This is a genomic window from Streptomyces sp. NBC_01268, assembly GCF_036240795.1.
GTDB lineage: Bacteria > Actinomycetota > Actinomycetes > Streptomycetales > Streptomycetaceae > Streptomyces.
This window is the reverse complement of record NZ_CP108454.1, coordinates 140,498-153,891: the sequence shown is the minus strand read 5'-3', so window position 1 is coordinate 153,891 and position 13,394 is coordinate 140,498. Positions and strand designations below refer to the sequence as shown.

Below are 13,394 nucleotides of genomic sequence, written 5' to 3'. Positions count from 1 at the left end.
CCGGCAGGTCGACGGTCACTGAGTCAGGCACCCGCCGCAGGATGCGGTTCCCGGGGGCCACCGGAGCCGCCTGCCCCGCCTCTCTGCCCGGAGGCGGGGCGGCACCGGAATCGCTGGAGGCTCGGAGGCGACGGTCAGGAACCGGCCCGTCGCTTGTTGTAGACGTCGAAGCCGACGGCCGCGAGCAGGACCAGGCCCTTGATCACCTGCTGGTAGTCGGTGCCGACGCCGACCAGGGACATGCCGTTGTTGAGCACGCCGAGCACCAGGCCGCCGATGATCGCGCCCAGGACGGTGCCCACGCCACCGCTGGCGGAGGCGCCGCCGATGAACGCGGCGGCGATGGCCTCCAGTTCGAAGTTGATGCCGGCCTGCGGGGTGCCGGCGTTCAGGCGCGCGGCGAAGACCAGTCCGGCGAGGGCCGCGAGGACGCCCATCGTGGTGAAGGCGAGGAAGACGACCCGCTTGCTCTTCACCCCGGAAAGCTTCGCCGCCGCCTCGTTGCCGCCGATGGCGTAGGTGTGCCGTCCGATGACGGAGTTGCGCATCAGGTAGCCGAAGCCGACCAGCAGCGCGCCGAGGATCAGCAGCACGATCGGCACGCCGTGGTAGCTGGCCAGCAGCAGGGTGAAGACGGCCACGGCCGCGGTGATCACGGCCAGCTTGGCGAGGAACAGCCCGAGCGGGAGCACCTCCAGCCCGTACGAAGCGGTCTGGCGCCGTCCGCGCAGCTCCTGGAGGATCGCGACGGCCAGCACCGCGAGACCAAGGAGCAGGGTGAGGTTGTGGTAGTTGGTCTGCGGGCCGACCTCGGGGAGGAACCCGCTGCTGATGTTCTGGAAGCCCTTGGGAAACGGCGCCACCGACTGTCCCTGGAGCAGGATCTGGGTGCCGCCGCGGAACAGCAGCATGCCCGCCAGGGTGACGATGAACGAAGGGATCCCCAGGTAGGCGATCCAGAAGCCCTGCCAGGCGCCGGCCAGCGCGCCGATCAGCAGCGCGGCCAGCATCGCCACGGGCCACGACACGTGGTGCTCGACCATCATCACCGCGGCGGCCGCCCCGACGAAGGCGGCCAGGGAGCCGACCGAGAGGTCGATGTGCCCGGCGATGATGACGATCATCATCCCGATCGCCAGGATGAGGATGTAGCCGTTCTGCTGGATCAGGTTGGTGATGTTCAGCGGCTGGAGCAGGATGCCGTCCGTCCAGATCTGGAACAGCAGCACGATCAGCGCGAGGGCGACCAGCATGCCGTACTGGCGCACGTTGCCGCGCAGCGCGCGGGCCAGGGCGGAGCCGGCGGAGGCGCTCGGGCCGTCCTGCCGTGCCTTCGGGGACGAATCCGGGATGATCTCGGTCTGGGCCATGCCTCACACCTGCTCGTTGCTGGATGCGGCGCTCATGGTCATGAGCCGCATGAGAGATTCCTGGGTGGCGTCGGCACGGGCCACCTCACCGGTGATCCGGCCTTCGGCCATGGTGTAGATCCGGTCGCACAGGCCCAGGAGTTCGGGGAGTTCGGACGAGATGACGAGCACCGCCTTGCCCTGGGCGGCGAGATCGGCGACGACGGTGTAGATCTCCGCCTTGGCGCCGATGTCGATCCCGCGGGTGGGCTCGTCGAGGATCAGCACCTCGGGTTCGGCGAAGATCCACTTGCTGAGGACGACCTTCTGCTGGTTGCCACCGCTGAGCTTGCCGGTCTCCGCGAACACGGAGGGGGCCTTGATGTTCATGGTGCGCCGGAAGGACTCGGCGACCCGGGCCTCCTCGTGCCGGTCGACCCGGCCGTACCGGGCGACCTTGCCGAGCGCGCTCAGCGAGATGTTCCGGCTGATGTCGTCGATGAGGTTGAGACCGAGCTGCTTGCGGTCCTCGGTGACGTACGCGATGCCGTGCCCGATCGCCTCGGGAACCGTCCGGGTACGGATCTCCCGGCCGTGCAGCCGCACCCGACCGGCGGCCCACCGCCCGTACGAGCGGCCGAAGACGCTCATGGCGAGCTCGGTGCGGCCGGCGCCCATCAGTCCGGCGATGCCGACGATCTCGCCGCGCCGCACGTTCAGCGAGGCGCCGTCCACCACCGTGCGCTGCTGGTCGATCGGATGCCGGACGCTCCAGTCCTCGACCTCGAAGGCGATCTCGCCGATGTCGGGGGCGCGTTCGGGATAGCGGTGCTCCAGGTCGCGGCCGACCATGCCGCGGATGATCCGCTCCTCGGAGATGCCCCCGGGGCCGATCTCGATGGTCTCGATGGTCTGCCCGTCGCGCAGGATGGTCACGGCGTCGGCGATCCGGGCGATCTCGTTCAGCTTGTGCGAGATGATGATGCAGGAGATGCCCTGCGCCTTGAGTTCCAGGATGAGGTCGAGCAGCTTGCCGCTGTCCTCGTCGTTGAGCGCGGCCGTCGGCTCGTCCAGGATGAGCAGCCTGACCTTCTTGGCGAGCGCCTTGGCGATCTCGACCAGTTGCTGCTTGCCCACGCCGAGGTCGGCGATCCTGGTGTGCGGGCTCTCGTCGAGGCCGACCTGGCGGAGCAGTTCGGCAGCGTGCGTGAGCGTGCGGTGCCAGCTGATGACGCCCCGGGAGGCGTGCTCGTTGCCGAGGAACACGTTCTCGGCGATGGACAGGTACGGCACCAGCGCCAGTTCCTGGTGGATGATGACGATGCCGCGTTGCTCGCTCGCCCGGATGTCCTTGAACCGGCAGGGCTCGCCCTCGAAGAGGATCTCGCCCTCGTAGCCGCCGTGCGGGTACACGCCGCTGAGCACCTTCATCAGGGTGGACTTGCCGGCGCCGTTCTCGCCGCAGATGGCGTGCACCTCACCGGCGGCGACGCTCAGGTTGACCTCGGCGAGCGCCTTGACACCGGGGAACGACTTACTGATCGACCGCATTTCGAGAACGGGTCCGTCCATGTTGCGTCCGTATCGTTCGGGGCGGTGCGGTGGGGGAGCCCTCGGGGCGCGAGGGAGCCCGGATTCCGCACCGCGGGGTCGGCGTGAGGATCGGGGAACCGGGCCCCGCGGGCTACTTGAGCTGGCCGGCGGTGTACTGACCGCTGTCGACCAGGACCTTCCGGTAGTTGTCCTTGTCGACACTGACCGGTTGCAGCAGATGGGCCGGGACGGTCTTGACGCCGTTGTCGTACTGGCGGGTGTCGTTCACCTCGGGCTTGCCGCCGGTCAGCACCGCGTCGCCCATCTGGACGGCGACCTTGGCGAGTTGACGGGTGTCCTTGTAGACGGTCTGGGTCTGCTCGCCCGCGATGATCGACTTCACCGAGGCCAGCTCGGCGTCCTGGCCGGTGACGATCGGCAGCGGCTTGGCGGTGCCGTAGCCGATGCCCTTCAGGGAGGAGAGGATGCCGATCGAGATGCCGTCGTAGGGCGAGAGCACGGCGTCGACGTGGGCGCTGGTGTACGACTTGCTCAGGAGGTTGTCCATCCGGGACTGGGCGAGGCCGCCGTCCCAGCGCAGTGTGGCGACCTGGTTGAAGTCGGTCTGGCCGCTCCGCACGACCAGCTTCTTCTTGTCGATGTACGGCTTGAGTACGCTCATCGCGCCGTTGAAGAAGAATCCGGCGTTGTTGTCGTCCGGGGAGCCGGCGAACAACTCGATGTTGAACGGGCCCTTGCCCTCCTTGAGCCCGAGCTTGTCGACGATGTATCCGCCCTGGAGGACACCGACCTTGTAGTTGTCGAAGGTCGCGTAGTAGTCGACGTTCGCCGTGCCGCGGATCAGCCGGTCGTAGGAGATCACCGGGATGTGGGCGTCGGCAGCCTTCTGTAGCACGTTGGTGAGGGAGGAGCCGTCGACGGCGGCGATCACCAGCAGCTTGGCGCCCTTGGTGATCATGTTCTCCACCTGGGAGACCTGGTTCTCGACCACGTTGTCGCCGTACTGCAGGTCGGTCTTGTAGCCCTTGGCCTGGAACTCCTTGACCATGTTGGCGCCGTCGTTGATCCAGCGTTCCGAGGACTTGGTCGGCATCGCGATGCCGACCAGGCCGCCCTTGGCGGCCCCTTTGGGCGCGCCGTCGCCGACGCCGTTGGCGCTCTGGCCGCAGGCCGCCAACGAGAGCACCAGGCCCGCGGCGACGAGGCCCGCCGAAATCTTTCGCACAGTTCCTCCAGTGGTGTTCCGCGACCGGCGCAGAGCGACCCTGACTGGGCGACTGGGAGCGGTCGGGCGGGGCCGGCCGGGAGTGCTCCCTCGGGCTGTGGGGCATCGGGGGCTGCGGTGGCTCCGGCCTGGCGTGGATGAAGTGTTAACGCTCACAAGAACGACCGTCAAGGGTTCGGGGAGCACTAACGGCAGGCCTTCACGGCTGGTAAGAAGAGAGAGGCATCGTCGAAGCCGAGAGTGACGGATTGGCCTGGACCTGGTCGCGTACTGTGGTCCACGGTCGAGGAGGGACTACGCGTGGGAACCGAGAGCGCCGGGACGGAACAGCGCCAGCCCGTGATGGCGGACGTGGCGAAGCTGGCGGGAGTGTCCCACCAGACGGTGTCCCGTGTGCTCAACGGCGCCCCGCACGTGCGGCCGCACACCCGCGACCGGGTGCTGGCGGCCATCCGGGAGCTGGACTACCGGCCCAACTCCGCGGCCCGCGCCCTGGTGACACGCCGCTCCCAGACGCTCGGCGTGGTGAGCTTCGACTCGACGCTCTACGGCCCGGCCTCGATGCTGGAGGGCATCGAGCGGGCGGCGCGCAGCGCCGGATACTATGTGAGCGTGACCAGTCTGCGCTCCCTGGACGGCCGGTCGGTCCAGGAGGCCGTCGACCGGCTGCGGGACCAGGGGGTGGAGGGTGTCGTCGTGATCGCGCCGCAGATCTCCGCGGTCAGCGCGGTGGCCCGGCTCTCCAGCTCCGTGCCGCTCGTCGCGGTCGGCTCCGGCGACCAGGCCCGGGTGCCCATGGTGTCGGTGGGCAACCGCTACGGTGCCGGTGTGGCCACCGGTCACCTGCTCGACCTGGGGCACCGTACCGTGCACCACCTGGCGGGCCCGGCCAACTGGCTGGAGAGCCAGGACCGTGAGGAGGGCTGGCGCCTCGCCCTGCAGGCGGCCGGAGCACCGGTACCGGAGGTGGAACGCGGGGACTGGAGTGCCCGCTCGGGCTACCAGGCGGGTCTGCGGATCGCCGAACTGCCGGACGTCACCGCGGTCTTCTGCGCCAACGACCACATGGCCCTCGGCCTGCTGCGCGCCCTGCACGAGGCCGGCCGGTCCGTGCCGGACGAGATCAGCGTGGTGGGCTTCGACGACATCCCGGAAGCCGCGTACTTCAGTCCGCCGCTGACCACCGTGCGGCAGGACTTCGGTGAACTCGGCCGCCGTGCTCTGGAACTGCTGGTCGAAGAGCTGGAAGGCGGGGCGGCCTCCCGGGCCCATGCGCAGATCTCCCCGGAGATGGTGCTGCGCCGCAGCGTCGCCCCCGCCCGCCGATGACGTCCTAGCGGTTCGGAACATCGGGTCCACCCGGTTCGCGGGGGGTCCCCGGAGGGCGGTCCGGTGGCCCACTCGGCTCGGAAGCACCCTTGACGCAGGTGATTGTGAGCGCTCACAATCACCGTGAGCGTTGACGGAAATGCTCTCCCCGAGCCGCCTGCCGGGCCGACATCCCCCGCTCCCGTCCGTCTACCGGCGAGCCCCTCGTTCCGCCCCCGGAGGGAGCCGACGAGGGCGCCTGCGACTGGCGACGACGCATACCTCCCGTACGAAGGATGAGGAAGTGACCGTGATCCCCGCCGCCCATGACGCCGACCGCTACGTCGTCGGCATCGACTTCGGCACCCTCTCCGGCCGCGCCGTGGTGGTCCGCGTACGTGACGGCGAGGACATCGCGACCGCCGTCCACGCGTACCCGCACGGCGTCATCGAGCGTGAGCTGCCCGGCACCGGCCGGGCGCTGCCGCCCGACTGGGCGCTGCAGCACCCCGCCGACTGGCGGGAGGTGCTGCGCACCACCGTCCCGGCCGCGCTCGCCGCCGCCGGCGTCGACCCCGCCCACGTCATCGGGATCGCCGCCGACTTCACCGCCTGCACCGTCCTGCCGACCCTGGCCGACGGCACCCCGCTCGCCGAACTGCCGCAGTGGGCCGAACGCCCGCACGCCTGGCCCAAGCTCTGGAAGCACCACGCCGCCCAGGGGCAGGCGGACCGGATCAACGCGCTGGCCCATGCCCGAGGAGAGAAGTGGATCTCCCGATACGGCGGCAGGATCTCCGCCGAGTGGCAGTACGCCAAGGCTCTCCAGGTCCTGGAAGAGGACCCGGCCGTGTACGCCGCGACCGCCCGCTGGATCGAGGCAGCCGACTGGATCGTCTGGCAGATCACCGGCACCGAGAGCCGCAACACCTGCGCCGCCGGATACAAGGGCATCCATCAGGACGGGAGTTACCCGAGCGAGGACTACCTCGCCGCTCTCCACCCGGACTTCGCCGACTTCGCCCGCACCCGACTGGAGCACCCGCTCTCCCCACTCGGCTCCCGGGTCGGCTCGCTCACCGCGCAGGCCGCCGAGTGGACCGGCCTGCCCGAGGGCATCGCGGTCGCCGCCGGCAACGTCGACGCGCACGTCGCCGCACCGGCCGCCCGAGCCGTCGACAACGGTCAACTCCTCGCCATCATGGGCACGTCCACCTGCCACGTCGTCAACGGTGCCACGCTCGCCGACGTCCCCGGCATCTGCGGCGTGGTCGAGGACGGCATCGTCGCCGGCTCCTACGGCTACGAGGCCGGCCAGAGCGCCGTCGGGGACGTCTTCGCCTGGTGGCTGCGCCAGGGCCTGCCGGCCGACTACCTGGCCGAGGCCGAGGAGACCGGCGAAGACCCGCACGAGCTGCTCACCCGCAAGGCCGCCGCCCAACCCGTCGGCGCGCACGGCCTGGTGGCGCTCGACTGGATGAACGGCAACCGTTCCACCCTGGTCGACCACCACCTCTCCGGGGTGATCGCCGGCCTGACCCTCGCCACCCGGCCCGAGGAGATCTACCGCGCGCTGCTGGAGGCCACCGCCTTCGGCACCCGCGTCATCGTCGAGGCCCTGGAGCAGGGCGGCGTCCCCGTCACGGAGTTCATCGTCACCGGCGGGCTGAAGAAGAACGCCCTGCTGATGCAGATCTACGCCGACGTGCTGCGCCGCCCCGTCTCGGTCGCCGCGTCCGAGCAGGGCCCGGCCCTCGGCTCGGCGATCCACGCCGCCGTCGCGGCCGGAGCCCACCCGGACGTCCGTGCCGCGGCCGCCGCCATGGGCCGGGTGCACCGGGGCGCCTACCGACCGCACCGGGCCGACGCCGACACGTACGACCTGCTCTTCGCCGAATACCGCGCCCTGCACGACTCCTTCGGTCTGGGCCCGGACAAGCTCCTGCACCGCCTGCGTGACATCCGGAACGCCGCCCTCACCACCCCGAGCGAGGCATTGTGAACGTGACCATCGACGTCATCCGCCGCCAGGTCAGCGACCTCCACCAGGAACTCGTCCGCTACGGCCTCGTCGTGTGGACGGCGGGGAACGTCTCCGCCCGCGTTCCCGGCGAGGACCTGCTGGTCATCAAACCCAGCGGCGTCTCCTACGACGAGCTGACGCCCGGCAACATGATCGTCTGCGATCTGGAAGGCAACGTCGTCGAAGGCGAGCACGCGCCCTCCTCCGACACCGCCGCGCACGCCCACGTCTACCGCCACCTGCCCGAGGTCGGTGGAGTGGTGCACACCCACTCCACGTACGCCTGCGCCTGGGCGGCCCGCGGGGAGGCCGTTCCGTGCGTCCTCACCGCGATGGCAGACGAGTTCGGAGCCGAGATCCCGGTCGGCCCCTTCGCCCTGATCGGCGACGACTCTATCGGCCGGGGCATCGTGGACACCCTCAAGGGCCACCGTTCGCCCGCCGTCCTGATGCAGAACCACGGCGTCTTCACCATCGGCAAGGACGCCAGGGCAGCGGTCAAGGCCGCCGTGATGTGCGAGGACGTCGCCCGCACCGTCCACCTCTCCCGCCAGCTCGGCGAGCCCCTGCCGATCGCCCAGGCGGACATCGACAGCCTCAACTTCCGCTACCAGAACGTCTACGGCCAGCCCCAGGCCCGGTAAGGAGCCACCCCCATGAGCAAGCCACTCGAAGGCCGCCAGGTCTGGTTCCTGACCGGCAGCCAAGGGCTCTACGGCGAGGACACGCTGAGCCAGGTCGCCGAGCAGTCCCAGCGCATCGCCGAAACCCTGGACCGGGACCCCGCCGTTGCGGTCGAGATCGTCTGGAGGCCCGTCCTCACGGACGCCGACGCGATCCGCCGGGTATGTCTGGACGCCAACTCCGCGGACGCCTGCGTCGGCCTGATCGCCTGGATGCACACCTTCTCGCCGGCCAAGATGTGGATCGCCGGCCTGGACGCCCTACGCAAGCCGCTGCTCCATCTGCACACTCAGGCGAACGTCGAACTGCCTTGGCACAGCATCGACATGGACTTCATGAACCTGAACCAGGCCGCCCATGGCGACCGCGAGTTCGGCTACATCCAGTCCCGCCTCGGCGTCGCCCGCAAGACCGTCGCCGGACACGTCAGCGACCCGGACGTGGCCGCCAGGGTCTCCACCTGGGCCCGTGCCGCGGCCGGCCGCGCCGAACTGAGCGGCCTCAAGCTGGCCCGCTTCGGCGACAACATGCGTGACGTGGCCGTCACCGAGGGCGACAAGGTCGAGGCCCAGCTGCGCTTCGGGGTCTCCGTCAACACCTACGGCGTCAACGACCTGGTCGCCGTCGTGGACGCGACGGACGACGCCGACGTCACCGAGCTGACCAAGGAGTACGAGGACACCTACCGCCTCGCGCCCGAACTGCGGGCCGGCGCGGAACGCCACGAGTCACTGCGCTATGCCGCGCGCATCGAGCTCGGCCTGCGCGGCTTCCTGGAGCAGGGCGGCTTCAAGGCCTTCACCACCAACTTCGAGGACCTCGGCGGGCTGCGCCAGCTGCCCGGCCTGGCGGTGCAACGGCTGATGGGCGACGGGTACGGCTTCGGCGGCGAGGGCGACTGGAAGACCGCGACCCTGCTGCGCACCCTCAAGGTGACCGCCGGCGGACTGCCCGGCGGCACGTCCTTCATGGAGGACTACACCTACCACCTGGAGCACGGCCGTCAGCTGATCCTCGGCGCGCACATGCTGGAGGTCTGCCCGAGCATCGCCTCCGGCACCCCCTCGTGCCAGATCCACCCGCTCGGCATCGGCGGCCGCGAGGACCCGGTCCGTCTGGTCTTCGACGCCGAACCCGGTCCGGCCGTGGTGGTCGGCCTCGCGGACCTGGGTGACCGTTTCCGGCTGGTCGCCAACGAGGTCGACGTGGTCCCGTCACCGGAGCCGCTGCCCAAGCTGCCCGTCGCCCGTGCCGTCTGGAAGCCGCGCCCGGACCTGCGCACCTCCGCCGAAGCCTGGCTGACCGCCGGCGCGCCGCACCACACCGTGCTTTCCGGAGCGGTCGGCACCGATGAGATCGACGACCTCGCCGAGATGCTCGGCGTCGAACTCCTGGTGATCGACGCCGACACCACGATGCGCCGCTTCACCAAGGAACTGCGCTGGAACCAGGCCTACCACCGGCTGGCCCAGGGCTTCTGACCCCTGCGGTCCCGGATCGGCGACGGAGCCGCGCAAGGAGTCACGGGGGCGTGCTCGCCAGGAGACCCAGGGCTTCGCCGTGGAAGTGGTCACCGGCATCGGCCGACGCGTTCGGCGGCCAGGCAGATCCGGACGATCGTGACGCGGATCGTGGGGCCGCCGATGCCGCATTTGATCGCGTAGAAGAGGAAGATGTTGGTCGAGGTGACGGCGAGCGCGTACACGTAGGTGTCGTGGAGGAGTCCCAGGTAGAGCGCGGTGCCGATGGTCAGTACGGCCGTGGCGTAGAAGAGCGAGGTCGGCACCCACTGGGTGAAGGAGGCCAGGCCCGTGATCTTGGTGTCGTCGCCGGGTACCGTGCTGAGGCCGAGCTGTCGTGAACGGACGATGACCGCGCGGACGTAGGCGAGGGTCAGCACGTTCGCGAGCAGAGTCAGGACCTGCCCGATCGCGGAGTTGATCGGCCACCATCGGGGATCGACCAGGGTGATCGCCAGCACGAGCAGACACGGCACGACGGCCATGATCCGCATGCTCGCCTCGGCCAGCAGGGCCAGCCGGGTCATCGAGCCGGCCCGCCAGCCGATGACGAGGGGCGTCAGGCCGGAGAACAGCATCTGGTAGTACTTCGGTGCGGCGATCGCGTAGGAGAGCCCGACCATCCGGGCCGGGAGGTTGGCCCGCCAGTCCGGCACCTCGTAGCCGTCGCGCCGCCAGGCGTCGATGACCGGGAGGCCCTCAGGGTTGCGACTGGCGTGCTGAGCCAGCTCCACGAGCCTGTTCCCCCAGTCCAGGTCCAGGTCTCGCAGGAACCAGGTGACGACGACGGTGTTCGTCACGGCCCAGATCAGTGCCGAGAGGAGGGACCAGGCGAGGAGCCAGTCCGTGAACTGCCCGCGGTCGGACTCCGGCCGCTCGTCGAGTCGTCTCCGCATCCGCCACAGCCGCCACTCGCGGCCCGGGTCGCCGGCCAGCGGCCGCGTCAGTTCGCGCAGGGCCCGCCACCCGGTCTCGACCCGCAGGTCGGACTCGCCCTGCTCGGCGGCCTGGACCATGTCGAGCTCCGCGAGAAAGTCGTCCTTCACCCGCGCGTACGAGAGCGCCCGCCCGGCTCCGGCGGAGAAGATGAGCAGTCGCCGCCTCGGGTCGGCGTCGACCAGGTCCTCGACGAACCGCGCGAGCAGCGCGGCGCGCATGTAGAAGATGTCGGGAACGACGCCGTCGGCGCTCGCCCGTCCGGTGCCGAAGAGGATCAGTAGCTGCCCGAGCGAGTAGAGGTCGGCCCGGGCGATCCCGGTCTCGCCGGCCCTCACCTCCGGAGCGATGTAGGCAGCCTCGGCCCCTGCCGTCCCGGTGACGGTGTGGGTGTACAAGTAGTTGCGGCCGAGGTCGATGAGCTTGAAGGCGCCGTCGGCCGCGGACACGATGATGTTGGAGGGTGCGAGGTCCGCATGCACGCTCTTGAGCCCGCCGTGGACGGGGTCGTCGCGCGCGACGCGCTGGAGGTCCTCCAGGGCCTCGAAGAGCAGCAGCCCCTTCTCCCGGAGCCGGTCGAGGCGGAGGGAGGCGACCTGGCCCGCGCCGCCGGCCTCCGGTCCCCACTCCTCGCGGACGAGCTCGGCCAGCGTCCTGCCCTCGATGAAGTCCATGAGGATCCAGCTGTCCCAGCTGGCCCAGACCCGCACCAGGTGCCGTGACCCGGTGCTCGACGTGCCGTACGTCTCCGCGTAAGTGCGGGTGGCCTGCGCGAGGGTCCCGATCCGCGTGAAGGGGTAGAGGATCAGCTTGAGGGCGAACTCCGGACGGATGCCGTGCACGGCGTCCGCGGTGGCACCGCGCAGGATCATCGAGGTGCTGCCGTGTCGATGGAACCGCAGCTTGCGCTGCATGGCGTCCCATTCGCGCCGGGCGGGTTCCACGGTCTCGGCCGCGCTGCGCCCGGCGGGCCGCCGCTGCGGGCTGTAGACGTCGGCGATGACCTCCGCGACCGCGACCTCGGCCACGAGCACCCCGCAGACGCCGTCGCAGTCGTGGGTCAGCGCCTGGCCGCTCCGGCCGGTGACGGCCCCCGGCTGCGGGAGCGAGCGCTGCGCCTCGGATTCGGCGAGGCCGAGCAGGGTCAGCAGGAACAGGCTGACGAACCCGAACAGCTCGTCCGGGCCCCCCGGGCGTCCGCCGTCCGGGTCCCGGTGCCCGAGGCACCAGGCTTCGAGGTGCGCTATCGCGGTCCGCCTGCCCGCGAGCCCGAAGCGGTCGTCGAACGACCGCTCGTCGAGGGGGATGTCCTGCAGCAGGCGCCGCCATAGTTCGAGCCGGCGGGTCCGCTGCCGGGCGGCTTCCGGTCCGCCGTCGGCGGGCAGCTCGAGCAGGTCCTGTAGCCGTGCCAGGTGCCCCTCGTCATATCCCGTCAGATCGGACAGTGCTGCGAGCAGCAGATCCAGCGTCGCGCCCCGGTGCTCCATTCGCGCTGTCAACCACCCTCAGTCTCGGCATGGCACGGATTCCGCCCTGGCGCATCAGCTCGGCCGGTCTTCCCTCGGTGGCGCAGAACGCGATGCCGTAGGCCATCCGCGCGTGGTGGAGCAGCCGGCCCTGGTTCTGCTCGTGCCGCTTGAGCTCGGGCATCCACGGCAGCGGGGCCAGATCGAGGACGTACGGCGCGTCGGCTGCGGGGGCCGTTCTCATCCGGCGGAGCCAGTCCTGGTCGCGGTGCTTCTGACGGATCGCCGCCAGGTACCCGGCGCCGAGGCCGCGGCGCATCCGCTCCAGGTGCAGAAAGGTGTAGCGGTGCATCAGGTTGAGCCCGGTGCCGGCCGGTCCCATCGGCCGGGTGCTGAGCGACAGGACGTGCGTACAGCCGTCCCCGACGGCGAGCCGGAAGGGCAGGGCGGTGAGGACGCCGCCGTCGACGGCGCGTCTCCCGTCGGGCGTGGCGAAGGTGCCGGGGACGGCGATGGGAAGCCAAGCGGAGGCGCGTAACGCGGCTTTGAGGTCGTGCCGGGAGGCGAACTCCCGCAGCACCACGGTCCGCAGGGCGTCGACGTCGGTGATCGGGACGGCCAGGGCGATCGGCGAGCGCAGGACGGCCTCGTAGTCCAGCGGTTTGACCTGCTCCATGATGTGGTCGAAGGAGTAGGCCAGGTTCAGGATCGGTTGCCCGCGCAGGGCCCTGGAGAAGTCGACGAACTGCTTGTTCGTCAGGTCGTCGTAGTAGATCGACAGCGGGTACCAGGTCTCGCCCGCGAGGAAGTAGGCAGCGTTGATCCCTCCGGCGGAGCACCCGTAGACCACGTCGAAGGCGTTCTTGAATCCGAAGTCCTCCAACTGGGAAAGCATCGCCGCGGAGATCACCCCGCGCATGCCGCCGCCCTCGACGGCGAGGGCGACGGTCGCACCGTCCGTGCGCTGCCCCGGCAAGCTCCCGGAATCCCGGCGGGCGCGCAGGATCTCCAGGACGGGATGCGCCGGATCCCAGTACTCGTGCATGCTCTTGACAGCGTCGACCTGCATGGTCCCCCCGTGCGATCAGATCCCCGATGCGACGTCACCACACCGCACAACCCTGTCCCCCTCCCCTCTCGCACCAAACGCCCGGGGCGCAGCGTGTCCGGAACCTTCCCTGGGGTCACGGGCCTTGGCGCGATCTCTTCACCGCGATGCCGCTTGTCGCTGTCACGGCCTTGGGCCGCCGCCCGGCGCGTACCTGGCGCAATCGGGACGAGTCTACGCGCGGAGAAAAAGGAGGCGCCCCAAAGCGGAAGACATCCGTA

At 70.1% G+C, this 13,394-nt stretch carries 9 protein-coding genes; 4 read left to right on the top strand and 5 right to left on the bottom strand.

Features of this window, described 5'->3' with window-relative positions; all coding sequences use genetic code 11:
* Nucleotides 1–134 precede the first annotated feature (134 nt).
* The 3 genes from mmsB to chvE form a co-directional block, all read right to left on the bottom strand.
* Nucleotides 135–1,370, bottom strand: a complete 1,236-nt coding sequence (gene mmsB, locus OG309_RS00660) for a multiple monosaccharide ABC transporter permease (protein WP_329417285.1) — start codon at nt 1,368–1,370, stop codon at nt 135–137.
* A gap of 3 nt (nt 1,371–1,373) precedes the next feature.
* Nucleotides 1,374–2,921, bottom strand: a complete 1,548-nt coding sequence (gene mmsA / locus OG309_RS00655) for a multiple monosaccharide ABC transporter ATP-binding protein (protein WP_329417283.1) — start codon at nt 2,919–2,921, stop codon at nt 1,374–1,376.
* A gap of 112 nt (nt 2,922–3,033) precedes the next feature.
* Complete coding sequence (gene chvE / locus OG309_RS00650) at nt 3,034–4,128, bottom strand: multiple monosaccharide ABC transporter substrate-binding protein (protein ID WP_329417281.1); 1,095 nt, start codon at nt 4,126–4,128, stop codon at nt 3,034–3,036.
* A gap of 300 nt (nt 4,129–4,428) precedes the next feature.
* Here chvE and OG309_RS00645 point away from each other — a divergent pair, with 300 nt between their 5' ends.
* From OG309_RS00645 to araA, 4 genes are all read left to right on the top strand, one after another.
* A complete protein-coding gene (locus tag OG309_RS00645) occupies nt 4,429–5,457 on the top strand; it encodes a LacI family DNA-binding transcriptional regulator (protein WP_329417280.1) in 1,029 nt (342 codons plus the stop codon).
* A 283-nt stretch (nt 5,458–5,740) separates the two neighbouring features.
* Complete coding sequence (locus tag OG309_RS00640) at nt 5,741–7,438, top strand: ribulokinase (protein ID WP_329417279.1); 1,698 nt, start codon at nt 5,741–5,743, stop codon at nt 7,436–7,438.
* A gap of 2 nt (nt 7,439–7,440) precedes the next feature.
* A complete protein-coding gene (locus OG309_RS00635) occupies nt 7,441–8,103 on the top strand; it encodes an L-ribulose-5-phosphate 4-epimerase (RefSeq protein ID WP_329417278.1) in 663 nt (220 codons plus the stop codon).
* Between the two features lie 12 nt (nt 8,104–8,115).
* Entirely contained in the window at nt 8,116–9,624 is a 1,509-nt protein-coding gene (gene araA, locus OG309_RS00630; RefSeq protein WP_329417277.1) for an L-arabinose isomerase, read from the top strand.
* An 89-nt stretch (nt 9,625–9,713) separates the two neighbouring features.
* Here the strand turns inward: araA and OG309_RS00625 are convergent, their stop codons facing one another.
* Both OG309_RS00625 and OG309_RS00620 read right to left on the bottom strand, forming a co-directional pair.
* Nucleotides 9,714–12,098: a hypothetical protein gene (locus OG309_RS00625; protein ID WP_329417276.1), complete on the bottom strand. Its 2,385-nt coding sequence runs from the start codon at nt 12,096–12,098 to the stop codon at nt 9,714–9,716.
* A complete protein-coding gene (locus OG309_RS00620) occupies nt 12,022–13,134 on the bottom strand; it encodes a patatin-like phospholipase family protein (protein ID WP_329417275.1) in 1,113 nt (370 codons plus the stop codon). The genes OG309_RS00625 and OG309_RS00620 overlap by 77 nt, the downstream gene beginning before the upstream one ends.
* Nucleotides 13,135–13,394: the final 260 nt, after the last annotated feature.